Below are 17355 nucleotides of genomic sequence, written 5' to 3' on the forward strand. Positions count from 1 at the left end.
GCCAAACCGGCCTTGCAGAAAATCATAACAGGCACCTGAGAAATGAGCAGTTTTTCCTCTTCCCGCATGACCCGCCGCGGCTTTGCCCTGGCCGCCCTGGCCGGTGCCGGCGTCACCGCCGCCTGCGGCAACGGCGTCGGCAACAGCAACGCCGCAACCATCGACGCCCGCGTCGACGCGACGCTGAACCAGATGTACAGCCAGTTCCCCAACACCCGCACCCTGGCCGAAAAGTCGACCGGGATGCTGGTGATGCCGCTGGTCACTGAGGCCGGCTTTGTCTTTGGCGGCGCCTATGGCCGCGGCGCGCTGCGGATCAACGGCGTGACCGTGGACTACTATTCCACCGTCAAGGGCAACGCAGGCCTGCAGATCGGCGCCCAGCAGTATGCCCATGTGCTGTTCTTCATGACCGAGGACGCGCTGGCCGGCTTCCGCCGCTCCTCCGGCTGGGCCGCAGGGGCCGATGTGGAATACGTGATCCGCGACGAGGGCAATTCGCTGACCGCCGACACCAATACGCTGACCTCGCCGGTGCTCGCCGCCGTCTTCGGCCAGGCCGGCCTGCGGGTGGGCGCCACCCTGGAAGGCACCAAATACACCCGCATCATCCCCTGAGGACGCGGTCCAGGCCAGCAAGGACCCGCGCTTTCTTCTGGCCTGAAATATCCCCGCCGGAGGCATGGCCTTTCCAGCCGGAAAGGCCATTTTTCTTTCTGCTCAGCCCAGCTGGCGCAGCCGCTTGAACAGCGACGAGGTGTCCCAGCGCCCGCCGCCCATCTTCTGCACATCCTTGTAGAACTGATCGACCAGCGCCGTCACCGGCAGGCTGGCGCCGGTTTCATTCGCGGCATCCAGGCAGATGCCCAGATCCTTGCGCATCCAGTCCACCGCGAACCCGTGTTCGAAATGATCGTCCAGCATGGTTTCATAGCGGTTCGCCATCTGCCAGCTGCCCGCCGCGCCCTGGCTGATCACCTCGACCACCGCGCGCCCGTCCAGATCCGCCTTTTCGGCGAAATGCAGCGCCTCGCTCAGCCCCTGCACCAGACCGGCAATGGCGATCTGGTTGCACATCTTGGTCATCTGCCCGGCACCGCTCTCGCCGATGCGGCGGCAGATGCGGGCATAGGCATCAATCGCCGGCTCAGCGCGCATATAGGCATCCTCATCACCGCCGCACATGACCGACAGCGCGCCGTTCTCCGCGCCGGCCTGGCCGCCGGAAATCGGCGCATCCACAAAGGCGGCGCCGTGCTGCTGCGCTGCTGCGTAAAGCTCGCGCGTCACTTTGGCCGACACCGTGGTGTGGTCGACAAACACCGCCCCCTTGGACATGCCGGCAAAGGCGCCATCCGCCCCCAAGCACACCGAGCGCAGGTCATCGTCGTTGCCCACGCAGGCCATCACAAACTCCGCCCCGGAGGCCGCGGCGCGCGGGGTGGCGGCAAAATGGCCGCCGTGCTCCTTGGCCCAGGCCTTGGCCTTGGCTTCCGTGCGGTTGTAGACGGTGACCTCATGGCCCGCGGCCTGCAGGTGCCCGGCCATCGGATAGCCCATGACGCCGAGGCCCAGAAACGCGATTTTTGCCATCTGCTTTTCCCTTGATCTGTCTTCGCATATGTTGTCGCCAACCCTACCACCGCCGCCGCAGGGCGCAATCTGCCGGCCGGTGTAAATGACAAAAACCCAATGGGAAACAACCGCTGATGGGACATCTTTTCCGCTGGCTTCTGCGCATTGCTGCGGGGCTGATTCTGCTGAGCGTTCTCGCCGCCCTGCTGATCTACTACCTCGCCGCGCAGTCGCTGCCCGAGTATGACAAGGAACTCGCCCTGCCCGGCCTGTCCTCACCGGTTGAGATTGTCCGCGACAATGCCAATGTGCCGCATATCTTCGGCAGCTATGGCGCCAGCGACGAGGATGTCTATTTCGGCCTCGGCTATGCCCATGCCCAGGACCGGCTGTGGCAGATGGCGGTGATGCGGCGCACCGCCCAGGGCCGCCTGTCGGAGATCTTCGGCACCCGCACGGTGGAGACCGACACCTATCTGCGGCGGCTGGACCTGTACCGGCTGGCGCAGCAATCGGTGGAGGTGCAATCGCCCGAAGCGATGGCAGCGCTCAAGTCTTATGCCGCAGGCGTCAACGCCCGGCTGCTGGAGATCAATGAGGACGCGCTTGGCCGCGGCGCGCCGGAGATGTTCCTGTTCGGCATGCCGCTACCGCCCTGGCAGCCCGCCGACAGCATCGCGATCATGAAGCTGATGGCGCTGCAGCTCTCTGGCCACATGCGCGAAGAGGTCCTGCGCGCCCGCACCTCGCTGGCGCTGAATGACGAAACCCGGATCAAGGATATTCTGCCGGATGCGCCGGGAACCGGTATCACCGCGCTGCCCGAATACGCCGAGCTTGTGCCCGGTTCCCGCCAGTTCGCCTCCGCCGACAGCACTGAGGAAGACAGCCTGCTGTTCCCGGTTGCGCCGCGCGGCCTGGCCGGCGCCTCCAACGCCTGGGCCGCCGCGCCGAGCCGGTCGGCTGCGGGCGGCACGCTTTTGGCCAATGACCCGCATCTGGGCCTCAGCGCCCCCGGCGTCTGGTACCTGGCGCGGCTGGAACTGGGCACCGGCGGCGTAATCGGCGGCACCATCCCCGGCATCCCGGCCGTCATCACCGGGCGATCGGACGGCCTGGGCTGGGGCGTCACCTCCTCCTACCTCGACGATCAGGACCTGTTCATCGAGAAACTGAACCCGGAAAACCCGCAGGAATACCTGAGTGTTGACGGCTACAAGGACTTCATCACCCGCCCGTCGATCATCAAGATCAAGGACGAGGCGCCGGTCACCCTGACCCTGCGCTGGACAGACAACGGCCCGGTTCTGCCCGGCTCCATGTTCAACCTGGCAGAGATCACTCCGCCCGGACATGTGGTGTCGCTCAGCTGGACCGTGCTCAGCCCCAAAGACACTTCGATGAGCGCGGCCATCAACCTGATGCGCAGCACCTCGGTGCAAGAGGCCATCGCCGCGGGCGAGGATTTCATCGCGCCCTCCCAGAACCTGACGCTGGCAGACGCCGAGACCATCGCGCTGAAGACCGTCGGCGCCTTCCCGGCACGCGACCCCAAGCACCAAAGCAAGGGCCGGATGCCCAGCCAGGGGTGGCACCCGGAGAACCGCTGGCAGGGCCGTGCGCCCTATGCGGATAACCCTGAATTCCTGCGCCCCGCCGGCGGCATTCTGGGCAACACCAACAACAAGATCCTGGACCGCACCTTCCCGGCCCACGTCTCCTTTGACTGGGGCGACACGCAGCGCATCCACCGCTGGCAGAAGCTGATGCAGAACCGCGAGGTGCATACCCGCGACAGCTTTATCGAGGCGCAGCTGGACACGGTCTCCTACACCGCACGCACGCTGTTGCCGCTGATCGGCGCCGACCTGTGGTTCACCGGGGAGGCCGCCCCTGCGGGCACCCGGGAGCGGCAGCGTCAGATTGCCCTGACCCTGCTGTCCGAATGGAACGGCGAGATGAACGAGCATCTGCCGGAGCCGCTGATCTATGCCGCCTGGGTGCGGGCGCTGCAGGCCCGGCTGATCACGGATGAGCTGGGACCGGTGGCCAAATCCTTCCGCCATGTGGAGCCGCTGTTCATCGAGCGCGTCTTCCGCGATGTGGAGGGCGCGTCCGCCTGGTGCAACGTGCGCCAGAGCGCGCGGACTGAGACCTGCACCGATATGGCCCGGCTGGCGCTGGACGATGCGCTGATCTGGATCGAGGAGCGCTATGGCAGCGCGCTGGAATCGCTGCGCTGGGGTGACGCCCATCAGGCCACGCAGGACCATGCGGTTTTGGGCAACGTGCCGCTGCTGCGCTATTTCGTGAACATCCGCCAGTCCACCAGCGGCAGCGACAACACCCTGCAGCGCGGCAAAAGCTCCGGCAAGGATCCCGATCCGTTCCAGAACATCCACGCAGCCGGCTACCGCGGGGTCTATGATTTCGCAGATCCCGACAGCTCAGTCTTCATCGTGTCCACCGGCCAGTCCGGCCACCCGCTGTCGCGCTATTACGACGACATGGCCCAGCTGTGGCGCCGCGGCGAGTACATCCCGATGTCGCTGGACGAAGACCTGGCCCGCGCGGCTGCGGTCGGCATCACCCGGATCACACCCCGGTGACCAGAACGGGGCAATAAAAAACGGGCGCTGCGGCGCCCGTTTCCTTTTTTGCTTCAAGGTCCGTTTCAAAGCCTGTCGAACTTGGCCCTCTGCCGGTCGGTCCACAGCACGGTGACGTCAAACCCGGTCTCGGTCTGCTTCTCCTGCTGCACCAGATCTTCCTTGAACAGCCAGGCGCGCTGCTTGCCCTGGGCAAAGGTCAGGGTCAGGACTTCCTCGTGGCGGACGCCCTGCAGCTTTTCGGCAATGTCGGCCAGCAGGCCGTCCAGCCCCTCACCGGTCAGGGCCGAAATCGCATGGATGCCGTCCTCGCGTTCTGCCCGCTGGCGGCGGGCTTCGGCCTCTTCCTCAGGCAGCTGATCCAGCTTGTTCCAGACCTCGATCCGGACGCGGTTCTCGTCCACCCCCAGTGAGGCCAGGATGCCCTCGACGTCTTCCGCCTGCTGCTTGCTGTCGTGGTGGCTGATGTCGCGCACATGCAGGATCACATCGGCGGCCAGCACCTCTTCCAGCGTGGCGCGGAAGGCGGCAACCAGTTCCGTCGGCAGGTTCGAGATGAAGCCCACGGTGTCAGACAGGATGATCTCCGGCCCGTCCGGCAGCTCCACCCGCCGCATCGTCGGGTCCAGGGTGGCAAAGAGCATGTCCTTGGCCATCACCTCTGCCCCCGTCAGGCGGTTGAACAGCGTCGACTTGCCGGCGTTGGTGTACCCCACCAGCGCAACAATCGGATACGGCACCTTGGCGCGCGAGGCGCGGTGCAGGGTCCGGGTTTTAACCACCTTGTCCAGCTGCCGGCGCAGCCGCACCAGCTGGTCGTCGATAGCGCGCCGGTCCGCTTCGATCTGGGTTTCGCCGGGTCCGCCGACAAAGCCCAGGCCGCCGCGCTGGCGTTCCAGGTGGGTCCAGGCCCGCACCAGCCGCGTCCGCTGATAGCTGAGCGCCGCCATCTCAACCTGCAGCACCCCTTCGCGGGTCGCCGCACGGTCCGAGAAGATCTCCAGGATCAGCCCGGTCCGGTCGAGGATCTTGACCTTCCAGGCCTTCTCCAGGTTGCGCTGCTGCACGGGGGAAACCGGCCCGTCAATCAGGACCAGTTCGATCTCATTCGCCTTCAGGATGCTTGCCAGCTCTTCGATCTTGCCAGAGCCGAACAGCATTCCAGCATGCGCCTTGGGCAGGCGCACCACGCCTGAGCCGATCACGTCAAGATCGGGCAAGGCCGCTGCCAGCGCAACGGCCTCCGCAAGCGCGGGGGCCGGATCGCGGCGCCCGCTGTCGGATTTGATTTCCGGATGCAGCACCCAGGCGCGGGTCTGCTTCCTTTCATGCTCCATCAATTGGAGTCTTCACCCTCATAGAGACTGATCGGCTGGGCCGGCATGATGGTCGAAATCGCGTGTTTGTAGACCAGCTGCGACTGTCCGTCGCGGCGCAGCAGCACACAGAAATTGTCGAACCAGGTGATCACACCCTGCAGTTTAACCCCGTTGATCAGAAAGATTGTAACCGGAACCTTGGTTTTGCGAACGTGATTCAGGAAGGCATCCTGAAGATTCTGTCTGTCCGAAGCCATTTTTTATTATCTCGCCTTTGTTCTTGCCACGCACTGCGGACCAGCACGCACGTTAAAGACCACTATGAACGGAGAAAATACAAGTTTCCACCGAAAAACACGCCGACCCGGCCAGCAGCTGTCAGCTGCGCCACAGGTTTGGCGACAGCAGCGCGATGAAGGCCAGCGTCTCCAGCCGCCCCAGCACCATGGCAATGCACAGGATCAGCTTGGCCGGAGTCGTCAGCAGGCTGAGCACAATCGGCTCGCTCGCGGCGCTTTCGGTCAGCGGGCCGGTGGTCGCAAGCGTAGCAATGGCCAGCACGATCGACTGCTCGAAATCATTGCCGACCGCGGCGAGCGCTGTGCTGATCAGCGCCAGCGACAGGGCAAACAGCATGAAGAACACCCAGGCCACAAAGGCGCCGTTCTTCTGCAGCCGCTTGGTGCGGTCGCCTTCGCCGCTGACAGAGCTGGGATGCACCAGCCGCTCCATCTCGCGCAGCCCGTTGAGGTAGAGCGCATAGACGCGCAACAGCTTGACCCCGCCGGCGGTGGTGGCAACGCCGCCGCCGAACACCGCCAGCCCCAGAAGGATCATGCCGGGGGTTTCCAGCCCCGACCAGGAGCGCGCCGCCTCCCAGTGGACGCTTTCGAACCCGGTGGTCGACAGAAAGGACATCACCGTGAACAGCGTCCCCCACAGCGCGTGCAGCGCTTGCAGCAGATCCTCGCCGGCGTCCACCTCATAGGCGGCCACCCAATGGCGCAGGAACAACAGCAGCGGCACCCCAAAGACGATCAGCAGCCCGGTGCGGAACTCCGGATCCTTGTCCAGACGCCCCTGGCCCGCCGTCACCGTGTCGCTGGAAAAGGTCAGCCGCGACAGGGCAAAGAACATGAACAGGAACATCACCATTTCGCCGGCAATGCCACTGGCGGCGTTCTCGACCCCGCCGGTTGCGGAAATCCCCGAGGTGGCCATCACCGACATGGCGTGGCTCAGCCCCGCCAGCGCCTCCTCGCCGGTGATAATCAGCAGCATCCACAGCACCAGTGTCAGCCCCGCATAAACCGGCGCCAGCGTGCTGGTGACCAGCACCAACTGGCGGCGCGGATCGGCCCGCTCCATGTGGATGGGCACGGCAGCGCCGCTGCCCGGCCCGCCCTTGGCGGTGACTTCGAAGCCGCCAAGCGACATCGGTGCCAGCACAGCAGAGGCGGCGATCCACATCAGCAGCCCGCCCAGCCAGCCGACAATGGCCCGCCACAAATGCACGCTGGGCGGCAGCCGCCCCGGGTCCGCCCAGATATCGGCGCCGGTGGTGGTGATCGCGCTGACCATGTCGAAGTAGGCATTCAAAAAGCGGGTGTCCACCAGCGCATCCTGCACCGGCACCGCCAGAAACAGCGGCAGCACCGCAAAGGTTGCCAGCAGCGACAGAAGCTGGCCGGGCATGCTGTAGCGCGGCACCCGGTTGCCCATCGACAGGGCAATCAGCACCACCAGGATAACCCCGGCAAGCCCGGCATAGAAAAAACTGCGCGATGTCTGGTGGTCATCCAGCACCAGCGCATGCACCGCGGGCAGCCACATCGCCAGCGAGGCGGTGCCCCAGATCAGCAGGAACAGCGGCAGGCGCAGCACGCCGATGGGGGCTTGGACCGGGCGGCGCATCTTAGAAGTAGTCGATCGACACCTGCAGCAGGCGCTCGACCTCCGGAACGTCATCCGCCATTGCAAAGAGCGCGATCACGTCGCCCTCCTCGATCCGCATCTCGCCGGAGGGGCGCACCATCTCGCCGTTCTTCTGCACCCCGCCAACCAGAACGCCTTCGGGAAAGTCGGTGTCCCGGATCAGCTGGCCGGAAATCGGCGAGGTCGACAGCACTTCGGCCTCGATCATCTCCGCCTCGGCGTCGCCCAGCGAATAGACCTGCCGCACCCGGCCATAGCGGATGTGGCGCAGGATCGAGCTGACGGTGGTGGAGCGCGGGTTGATATAGGCGTCGATGCCCAGGTGCGGCAGCAGCGGCACCAGGGTGGGATCGTTGACCAGCGCAATCGCCAGCGGGCAGCCCTCGGCCTTGGCGCGCACGGCGGCCAGCATGTTGGTCTTGTCGTCATCGGTGACCGCCAGCAGCGCATCGGCCTTGTCGATGCCCGCCTCGATCAGCAGCGCCCGGTCCAGGCCGTCGCCGTGCAGCACGATGGTGCGCTCCAGCTCCTCCGCGGCGCGTTCCGCGCATTTGCGGTCCCGCTCGATCACCTTGGCCCGGATCCGGGAGGTGCTGCTCTCCAGCGCCTTGGCCACTTCCAGCCCGACGTTGCCGCCGCCGACCACAACCACCCGGTCCTGGCGCTTCTCGTGCTTGCCGAACACCTCGATGGTGCGGGGCACGTCGTCCACGTGGCAGAACACATAGCAGCTGTCGCCCACGAACAGCTGATCGCCCGGCTCCGGCGCGAACAGGGTGCCGTCGCGGCGCACCCCGACCACAATCGCCCGCAGCGTCGAGAACAGATCGGTCAGCTGCCGCAGCGGCGTGTTCACCACCGGGCAGTCGGCATCGATCTGGATGCCCAGAAGCTGCGCCATCCCGCCCATGAAGGTCTCGGTATCAAACGCCGCCGGCGCCGACAGCCGCAGCATCGCTGCCGCGGCGACCTCCCGCTCCGGGCTGATCACCACGTCAATCGGCAGATGCTCGCGCTGGTAGAGATCGGAATAGATTGCCGTCAGATAGCTTTTGGCCCGCAGCCGGGCGATCTTGCGCTGAACCTTGAACACGGAATGCGCCACCTGGCAGGTCACCATGTTGACCTCGTCCGAATGGGTGGCGGCGATGATCATATCCGCATCCCGCGCCCCGGCCCGCTCCAGCACATCCGGGTATGAGGCGAAGCCGTGAATGCCCTGCACATCCAGCGTGTCGGTGGCGCGGCGCACCAGTTCTGCATTGTTGTCGACAACGGTGACGTCATTGTGCTCGCCGGACAGGTGCCGGGCGATCTGCCAGCCGACCTGGCCCGCACCGCAGATAATGACTTTCATATGCGTATCCCTTGGCGGAATTTCCGGCGGAGTTTTGCCCGACGTGAATGACAGAAGCCGCTTTCACGGTCAAATTAATTGTAACTTCCTCTGATTGCAGCCATTATTTCCCCATGCGCAGCAATCTGTCCATCCTGGCGGGCCTCGTCCTGCTGCTGGGCGCCGCCGCCTGCGGCCCGCTCCCGGTCTATTACAGGCAGGGTGCTGAGGTGTCCCGCCTGCACTCGGATGAACTCGGCTGCCAAGCCCAGTCCCTGGAAGACGCGCCGGTCGCGAATGAAATCCGCCAGCACCCGCCAGTCTTCTACCCCGGCCGCAAGGTCTGCCATGGCGGCGACTGCTATTACCACCCCGGCTACTGGGTGGAGGGCAGCATCTACACGGTGGATGTGAACAAGCCGCTGCGCAAGCGGCTGGAAAGATCCTGCATGGCCGCCAAAGGCTACCAACAGATCGCCCTGAAACGCTGCACCCGGCGGACCGCCCCGGTGGTGCCGCCCGGCGCGCGGCTGGCACCGCTGACCGAAGCCGCCTGCGCGCAGCGCAACCGGGATGGCAGCATCATCATCCGCCCCGGCGGCTGATCCTGCAGCGCTGGCCGTTTTGGCCGGGTTCCGGGGCGGGGCATCTGCGGCTTAACTTTGATTTGCACCGCCATATCAAGTAAGCTGTTTACCGGATTGTTTGTTGACCAGTATTTTCCGAGAGAAAGGTACCCGATGCGGATACATTTCCTGTTTGCCGCGCTGCCCGTCGCCGCTGTCACAGCAGCCTGCGAGCCCACAACGCCCATTGCTCCGCCCCCAACCGCCGTAACCGCTCCGGCTCCGGCGCCCGCGACGTACAGCGCGCCCGCAACCTACCGCGCGCCGGCAACTGCACCCGCTCCGGCCCCGGCTCCGGCACAAGCGCCCGCCCCCGCTCCGGCCACCCCGGAAGAAGACACTATCGGGCCGCCGAAAGGCGGAGGTGCTGGCGGTGGAGGCGGCGGCGGGGGCTGGGGTTAACCCGGGGACACTGTCATGACAGCCCTGCCGTACAAACCTCTCCGCCCCGCAGCCGCGGCTTTGGCTTGCGCGGCGCTGCTGACCGCCGTGCCGGCACAGGCCGCCTACGAAACCAGCGAGCGGGCGTCAGCTCCCGAAACCGCCATCGTGATCGGCATTCAGGACTATGACCACGTCACCGACCTGACCAATACCCGCAACGATGCCCGGGCGGTGGCGGAGATGCTCAGATCCTTCGGCTATACCGTGTTTGAAGGCTATGACCTCGACAAGCGCGGGTTCGAGGCCCTGCTGCGCCAGGCCGCGCTCAACATCCGCGACGGCAGCCAGGTGTTCTTTTACTACGCCGGCCACGGCATCCAGCTGGGGCGGCGCAACTACTTGCTGACCAGCGATGCGGAGCTGTCGGGCATTCACGACCTGCCCTTCCAGTCGGTCACGCTGGACCGGGTGTCGGCCATTCTTGGCGGCAAGGCGGGCAGCCAGATCCTGATGCTGGATTCCTGCCGCGACAACCCGGTGCCCGACGCCAAACTCAGCGCCGAGGTCGGCGCCCAGCTCTATGAGGCGCGCGAAGGGTTTGACGTGTTCCGCCCGCCGCTGAACACGCTGGTGGCCTTTTCCACCTCCCCCGGCGCCACCGCGCTGGATGGCGAGCCCGGCGGCAACAGCCCCTACACGGCCTCTGTCGTGCGCCACTTCCCCGACCGCCCGGAGGAGGACGCGATGACCGTGCTGGCTGCAATCCGCGGCGATGTCTACAGCACAACCGGCAACACCCAGGTGCCCTGGGAAAGCTCGACACTGATGCGAAAGATCTACCTGCGCCCGCCGGACCGGTCGCTGAACGTCGCCAAGGCAGAACCCGGCGCCGCGCCGGCCAGCCTGAACCAGCTGCCGGATCAGCTGTCGGTGAAAATCCCGCTTGGCCGCTCGCTGGAGCTGGCGCCGGAAATCCGCCCTTATGTGGGCGCGGGCACCACGGTGACACTTCTGGAATCCCCGTCCTCCGGCGTCACTTCGCTGCAGTCGGGGGACGGCAGCGCGCTTAGCCTCAGCTATGCGCCTAAACTGGCGGAACTGCCGGCACGGCAGGATGGCGGCCAGGTGCGCAAGGACCGGATGGTTCTGCGCCTTGCGCAGGCGGACACGGTGCGCGACGTGACCGTGAACCTGGAAATGGTGGCCCGCCAGTGCGATCTGGAGGCCGGGGATTTGCTGGACCTGCAAGGGGTTGGCCTTTACCGCTATCCCAATGAGATTGATCTGAAAGCGGCGGAGGCCGCCTGCCGCGAAGCGGTGCAGGCCGCGCCGGAGCTTGGCCGGCTGCATTACCAGCTGGGCCGCGCGCTGCAGGGTCAGGGCCGCTTGATCGAAGCCTACGACGCCTTTGAAAAAGCCGCGGAACTGGGCCATGTGCGCGCCTACAACGCGGTCGCCTATCTGCATGTCACCCCGAATGTGGACCGCGAAACCGTGCCGATCGCCTATGACCCGGACAAGGCTTTTGCGTTGTGGGACAAGGGGATCGAGGCGGGCGACCCCTTCTCGATGCACGCCCGCGGCAAGCGGCTTTTGCGCACAAGCAGCACGCCCGAGCAAAAGCAGCGCGGCTTCGATCTGCTCAGCCGCGCGGTGGAGCTGGGCCATACCTATTCGATGAATGAGCTGGGCGTGTTCTTCCTGTGGAGTGGCGATGAGCTGGCGCAGCCGGAACGCGGGCTGTCCTATCTGGAGGCCTCGGCGGGGCGCGGCGACATCTATGGCACCGCCAATCTCGGCTATGTCTACCGCGATGGCGGCGCGGGCAAGCCGGCCGACAAGGAAAAGGCCCGGGCGCTGTTTGCCGAAGCGGCCCAGCTGGGCCATCCGCACGCCCCGGCAGAGATCGGCCGCATGATCATGGGCGGCGACCTGCCCGGACGGGACGCGGCGGAGGCGCTGGAATGGTATGACATGGGATTGTCCCGCGGCGATGCCTGGGGCGGTGCCAATGGCGCCTGGGTTGCCCTGAACCGGCTCTCTGACCGGGTTCCGGCCCATGCTGCTGCCGCGCGGGCGGGCAAGGCGATGGCGCTGAACGACCCGGACGCCCGCGCCGCCGCGCGCGAACTGCTGTCCGGCATGCCGGAACGGGACGTCGCTGCGGGCACCCAGTATATCCTGCGCCAGCTGGGTTCCGGCATTGCGGTCGACGGGCAGTTCGGCCCGGCGTCGCGCAAGCAGCTTGAAAACCGCGCGCGGGAGGCGGGCCTGCCCGCCATCGTTCCCGAGGATCCGGTCAGCCGGCTGCAGCTGGCCGCGCAGATCCATTTTGCACTGAACCCGATCCGCCAGGACCTGTTCTGATTCCGCCTGCGCCCGGCATGTCCGGGCGCACCGGCTGCCGCCGGGTCAGGCCTGTTCTTCCTCGGTTTCCACATGCGCCACCCGGGCGCCTGCCTTGTTGGAGGTGACCACCCCCAGCGACTTCAGCTTGCGGTGCAGCGCCGAGCGCTCCATGCCGACAAAAGACGCGGTGCGGCTGATATTGCCGCCAAAGCGGTTTATCTGGGTCAGCAGGTATTCCCGCTCGAACGCCTCCCGCGCTTCGCGCAGCGGCAGGGTCGCCAGCGCGCCGGACAGCACCACACGGCCTTCCTCTTCGGTCTTTTCCTCTTCGCGCGGCAGGTCCTTGGCCTCGATCGGGCCACTGCCGTCGCCCAGGATCAGCACCCGTTCCACCAGGTTCTTAAGCTGGCGCACGTTGCCCGGCCACGGCATCGTCTGCATCAGCGCCACAGCTTCCTCGGTCAGCTCCCGCAGCGGCAGGCCCTGAGCCTCGTTGAACTGGGAGATGAAATAATTGGCCAGCAGCGGAATATCCTCGCGCCGGTCCGCCAGCGACGGCACCGCAACCGGCACCACGTTCAGGCGGTGGTACAGCTCCTGCCGGAAGGTGCCGGCCTCGATCTCCGCATCCAGATTCTTGTTGGTGGAGGACACCACCCGCAGATCGACGCGGATCTTGTCCGAGCCGCCCACCCGCTGGAACTGCTGATCCACCAGCACCCGCAGGATCTTGGACTGGGTGCCTAGCGGCATGTCCGCCACCTCGTCAAAGAACACCACGCCGCCATGCGCCTGCTCCAAGAGGCCCGGCTCGACCCCGCGCTCAGAGGACTCGCGGCCGAACAGCACGTCTTCCATCCGGTCCGGTTCGATACTGGCGCAGTTCACGGTGATGAAAGGCGCCGACGCCCGGTTGGAATTGGCGTGGATGTAGCGCGCCGCGATTTCCTTGCCGCTGCCGGCCGGACCGGTCAGCATCACCCGGCCGTTGGATTTGGTCACCTTGTCCAGCTGGCCCAGCAGGGTGCGGAACGCGGCGGAGGTGCCGATCATATCCGCCGGACCGGTCTCCTTGCGCTTGAGGTCGGAGTTTTCGCGGCGCAGGCGCGAGGTTTCCATCGCGCGGCGGATCACCACCATCAGCTGGTCGATGTTAAAGGGCTTCTCGATGAAGTCATAGGCGCCCTGTTTGATCGCGGCGACCGCGATTTCGATATTGCCGTGGCCGGAAATGATCACCACCGGGATGTCCGGCGTGTCCCGTTTGACCGTCTTCAGGATGTCGATGCCATCCATCTGGCTGTCCTTCAGCCAAATATCCAGGATCATCAGCGCGGGCTTGGCCTCTTCCAGCCGGGCCATGCACTCATCCGAACTGCCGGCCTTGCGGGTGGCATAGCCTTCGTCCTCGAGAATGTCCGAGACCAGCTCACGGATATCCCGCTCATCATCTACAATCAGAATGTCACTCATGTCAGACCTGCTTTCACTGTGCTCTTGTTAGGCGCCGCCGCTTTTTTGGCTGCGGCGGGCAGGCGGATCACCGCCATTGCGCCGTTATGCGCGTGTCCCTCGAACACCGGGGCATCTTCCAGCGTCAGCGTGCCCCCGTGCTCTTCGATGATTTTCTTGACGATCGGCAGCCCCAGCCCGGTGCCCGCATCGCGCGTGGTCACATAAGGCTCAAACAGCCGCGCCCGGTCTTCGGGCAGACCGATGCCGTTGTCGGCGATGCGGATCTCGTAGAAGTTGCCCGTCTTCTCCGCTGCCACCCGGATCTGAGGCACCAGACCGTCCGGAGCGCCCTTGTTCTGCAGGCTTTCGATGGCTTCGCCTGCATTCTTGATCAGATTGGTCAGCGCCTGGCCAATCATCGTTGCATCCAGATCCGAGGGCATCTGCTCCTTCGGCAGCTTCGCCGTGATCCGGACATCCGGCTGTCCCTGCTGCTGCAGGATCACCGCGTCCCGCACCAGTTTCACCAGATCCTCCTCGCGCCGCTCCGGTTCCGGCATGCGGGCGAATTTCGAGAACTCATCGACGATCCGGCGCAAATCGTTGGTCTGGCGCACGATCACGTCGGTCATGGATTGCAGCTGATCGCTGTTTTCCTCGCCCAGCTTCGGCGCGAACTTGCGCTTGATGCGCTCCGCGCTCAGCTGGATCGGGGTCAGAGGGTTCTTGATCTCATGCGCGATGCGGCGGGCCACATCGCCCCAGGCCGCCATCCGCTGCGCGCTGACCAGATCGGTCACATCGTCGAAGGCCACCACATAGCCTTCCAGGCCGCCCTCTTCGGACCGGCGCGGCGACATCCGGACCAGCAGGTTCTCCAGCCGCCCCTGGCGGGTCACCTTGATTTCCTCCTGGACCACCTCGGCGCCGGTGTCGATGAGTTCCGAAAACAGCGGTCCGAACTCCGGCACGGACACAGCCAGCGCCAGCGACTGCTGGTCCTCCTGCCAGTCCAGAAGGCGTTCGGCAGAGCGGTTCACGAAGGTCACCCGCCCGTCGGCGTCCAGCCCCACAACCCCGGACGTCACCGACGACAGCACCGAGTCAAACAGGCGGCGGCGGCGTTCGATCTGCCGTGTGTTGTCCAGCAGGCGGCTGCGCTGCCCCTTCAGCTCGCGGGTCATCTGGTTGAAATACTGGCCCAGCTGGGAAATCTCGTCGCCGCCGTCATCAACCGGAACCTGCACGTCCAGATCGCCGGCGCCGACCCGCTGCGCCGCCACCGTCAGCCGCCCGACCGGGCGCGACAGCCGCTCGGCAAACCACATGCCCAGCCACATCGCCGCCAGGATCAGGATCACCGCGAACCCGATATAAAGCAGCGCAAACTCAAACAGCACCCGGCCGCGCTCGCTTTCCAGCTGCTGATAAAGATGGGCGGTTTCCTGGGTGTCATCCAGCAGGTTCAGCAGCTCTCCGTCCACATCGCGGCTGATATACAGAAACCTGTCGACAAAGGCGTTCAGCTGCACCAGGGCGCGAAACTCGCTGTTGTCCCAATCCTCGATCAGCAGCATGCCGTCTTCGCGGGCCGCCTCCAGCTGGCGGCTGTCGGGGCGTTCGAAATCAAACTCATAAGAGCGTTCGCCGCGCGCCCGGATCTGCCCGCCGCTGTCGAGGATATAGGCCTCGCGCAGGCCGCGCTGGATCTGCAGCTGGCCTTGTGCCAGCACCTGCCGCAGCTCAGCGTCGTTGATGAAGAAACTGCGGGTGCGGCTGCCGTCCAGATAGCGCGCAAGGGCCCGGGCATCTTCGCTCAAGTCGCCCTTCTGCTGTGCCTGATACGCTTCTGCGGCGGCCAGCGAACTGCCAATCACCTGGCGCACCCGCTGCGAAAACCAGCCCTCAAGCCCGACATTCACCGTCAGCACCGCAAAAACCGCGACAATGACGGTGGGGATCAGCGCCAGAAAGCCAAAGGCCCCGATCAGCCGCAAATGCAGGCGGGAGCCGGCCGATTTCGAGCGCCGCGCCGCAAACAGGCGCACGATCTGCGCCATCACCAGCGCCGCGATGGTCAGGATATAGACCAGATCCGCCAGCAGAATCAGCCGCAGCGACCGCGAGGACGCCCCCTGCCCCAGCGGGCCGATGATCAGGAATGTCGCCAACGCAAGCACCGGCCCCAGCAGAACCAGGCCAATGGTGCCGATATTGCGGGCGCGGCGGGTCTTCCGCCACCGGTCAATGGCCGCAAGCGGCCCGTATGCTGCCCTCAGATGTGACTTATACGCCACCCACTGCCCTCATCCTGATGTGCGACTCTTTGCGAGTCACCGCCATATCTCGTGGCCCTGCCTAGGAAATTCACGGCAAAGCCACATTTCTGTGGCGATATTACATCAGTTTGCGGCGGCGTGTCACCTCAATATCAAGATCGGTGATCTTCTTACGCAAGGTATTGCGGTTGATGCCCAGCAGCTCGGCGCATTTTGCCTGATTGCCGCCCGTCGCTGTCAGCGCAATCTCGATCAACGGTGTCTCCACCTCGCGCAGCAGCCGCATGTACAGGCCCGGCGGCGGCAGCATGTCGCCGTGAAGGTCGAAGTAGCGCTGCAGGTGGCGGCCGACGGCTTCGGACAGTTTCTCGCTGGACAGGCCAGCCACCGCGGGTTCCGGCCCGGACTGCGGCCCCAGCACGGCGGCGGCATCGGCCTGGGTGATCTCCTCACCGCGGGCGGTCAGCGCCAGGCGGCGCACCGCGTTTTCCAGCTGCCGCACATTGCCCGGCCAGCCGAAATGGCGCAGCACCTCGCGCGCGCCCTCGCTCAGCACCCGGTGCGGCGCACCCTCGTTCTCGGACCGGATCAGGAAATGCTCCGACAGCAGCGGAATATCCTCGACCCGCTCGCGCAGGGCCGGCACATGCAGCGCGGTGCCGCAGATCCGGTAATACAGGTCCTGGCGCAACGCGCCTGCCTCCATTGCCGCCGCCAGGTCTTTCTGGCTGGAGGCGATGAAGCGCGGCGCATGGTCGCCGGGGCTGTCCATCATCCGCACCAGCCGCGCCTGCGCCTCTTCCGGCAGGTCGGCCAGCTCATCAATCACCAGCGTGCCGCCCTTGGCCTGCGCCAGCAGCCGCGCCGGGCCTTCCAGCTCAATCAGGCTGGCGGCGTCGGCATGCACAAACGGTAGGGTCCGGCGATCTGAGAAATCGTGAATAGCCTGCGCGATCAGGGACTTGCCCGTCCCGCTTTCCCCCGTGATCAGCAGCGGAAGATCGGTGTTCATCACCCGTGCAATCAGCCGGTACAGCATCTGCATCACCTCGCTGCGGCCGATCAGCGGCAGCTCCTCCGGCCGTTCCCGCACCTCACCCTTGGCGGCCGCCGGCGCCACCCGCTTGGCCGACAGCGCCTTGGCGGTGCGCTTCATCAGCTCCGGCAGGTCAAAGGGTTTGGGGAGGTAGTCATAGGCCTCCGCCTCTTCCGCCTTGATCGCCGTCATGATGGTGTTCTGCGCCGAGATCACGATCACCGGCAGCCCGGGCCGGTCTGCCTGGATTTTGGGCAGCATCTCCAGCCCGTTCCCGTCCGGCATCATCACATCCGAAATCACAACGTCGCCCTTGCCCTCGCCCACCCAGCGCATCAGCGTGGTCAGCGAGGAGGTCGCATGCACCTTGCAGCCTGCACGGGTCAGCGCCTGGGTCAGAACGGTGCGGATGGTGCGGTCGTCGTCAGCGACCAGAACGGTGCCGTCCATGA

General features: G+C 65.5%; 12 protein-coding genes. 4 read left to right on the plus strand and 8 right to left on the minus strand.

Annotated features, from left to right (window positions below; all coding sequences use genetic code 11):
- Positions 1-42 precede the first annotated feature (42 nt).
- Positions 43-618, plus strand: a complete 576-nt coding sequence (locus B2P87_RS14905) for a YSC84-related protein (protein WP_058286811.1) — start codon at positions 43-45, stop codon at positions 616-618.
- Positions 619-720: 102 nt separating this feature from the next.
- On the opposite strand, the gene B2P87_RS14910 is transcribed toward B2P87_RS14905, so the two are convergent.
- A complete protein-coding gene (locus B2P87_RS14910; protein ID WP_141890253.1) occupies positions 721-1593 on the minus strand; it encodes an NAD(P)-dependent oxidoreductase in 873 nt (290 codons plus the stop codon).
- Between the two features lie 116 nt (positions 1594-1709).
- Here B2P87_RS14910 and B2P87_RS14915 point away from each other — a divergent pair, with 116 nt between their 5' ends.
- Positions 1710-4184 carry a penicillin acylase family protein gene (locus B2P87_RS14915; protein ID WP_141890252.1) on the plus strand — a complete coding sequence of 825 codons (2475 nt, stop codon included), beginning with the start codon at positions 1710-1712 and terminating at the stop codon, positions 4182-4184.
- Between the two features lie 65 nt (positions 4185-4249).
- On the opposite strand, the gene hflX is transcribed toward B2P87_RS14915, so the two are convergent.
- From hflX to trkA, 4 genes are all read right to left on the minus strand, one after another.
- Positions 4250-5521 carry a GTPase HflX gene (gene hflX, locus B2P87_RS14920; protein WP_141890251.1) on the minus strand — a complete coding sequence of 424 codons (1272 nt, stop codon included), beginning with the start codon at positions 5519-5521 and terminating at the stop codon, positions 4250-4252.
- Positions 5521-5760, minus strand: a complete 240-nt coding sequence (gene hfq / locus B2P87_RS14925) for an RNA chaperone Hfq (protein WP_005611588.1) — start codon at positions 5758-5760, stop codon at positions 5521-5523. Before hfq ends, hflX begins: the two co-directional genes overlap by 1 nt.
- A 121-nt stretch (positions 5761-5881) precedes the next feature.
- Positions 5882-7417, minus strand: coding sequence for a TrkH family potassium uptake protein (locus tag B2P87_RS14930; RefSeq protein WP_141890250.1), 1536 nt, complete (start codon positions 7415-7417; stop codon positions 5882-5884).
- Between the two features lies 1 nt (position 7418).
- Complete coding sequence (gene trkA / locus B2P87_RS14935) at positions 7419-8795, minus strand: Trk system potassium transporter TrkA (protein ID WP_141890249.1); 1377 nt, start codon at positions 8793-8795, stop codon at positions 7419-7421.
- Between the two features lie 113 nt (positions 8796-8908).
- Between trkA and B2P87_RS14940 the strand changes: the two genes are divergently transcribed.
- A complete protein-coding gene (locus tag B2P87_RS14940) occupies positions 8909-9379 on the plus strand; it encodes a hypothetical protein (RefSeq protein ID WP_141890248.1) in 471 nt (156 codons plus the stop codon).
- 438 nt (positions 9380-9817) lie between these two features.
- Positions 9818-12151: a caspase family protein gene (locus B2P87_RS14945; protein WP_141890247.1), complete on the plus strand. Its 2334-nt coding sequence runs from the start codon at positions 9818-9820 to the stop codon at positions 12149-12151.
- Positions 12152-12196: 45 nt separating this feature from the next.
- Here the strand turns inward: B2P87_RS14945 and B2P87_RS14950 are convergent, their stop codons facing one another.
- From B2P87_RS14950 to B2P87_RS14960, 3 genes are all read right to left on the minus strand, one after another.
- On the minus strand, positions 12197-13606 hold the full coding sequence (locus B2P87_RS14950; protein ID WP_141890246.1) for a sigma-54-dependent transcriptional regulator: 1410 nt from the start codon (positions 13604-13606) through the stop codon (positions 12197-12199).
- Entirely contained in the window at positions 13603-15885 is a 2283-nt protein-coding gene (locus tag B2P87_RS14955; RefSeq protein WP_141890245.1) for a sensor histidine kinase NtrY-like, read from the minus strand. Before B2P87_RS14955 ends, B2P87_RS14950 begins: the two co-directional genes overlap by 4 nt.
- 100 nt (positions 15886-15985) lie before the next feature.
- Complete coding sequence (locus tag B2P87_RS14960) at positions 15986-17353, minus strand: response regulator (RefSeq protein ID WP_141890244.1); 1368 nt, start codon at positions 17351-17353, stop codon at positions 15986-15988.
- Positions 17354-17355 lie beyond the last annotated feature (2 nt).

The sequence above is a fragment of the Leisingera sp. UBA4491 genome, assembly GCF_002388965.1.
Taxonomy (GTDB): Bacteria; Pseudomonadota; Alphaproteobacteria; order Rhodobacterales; family Rhodobacteraceae; genus Leisingera; species Leisingera aquaemixtae.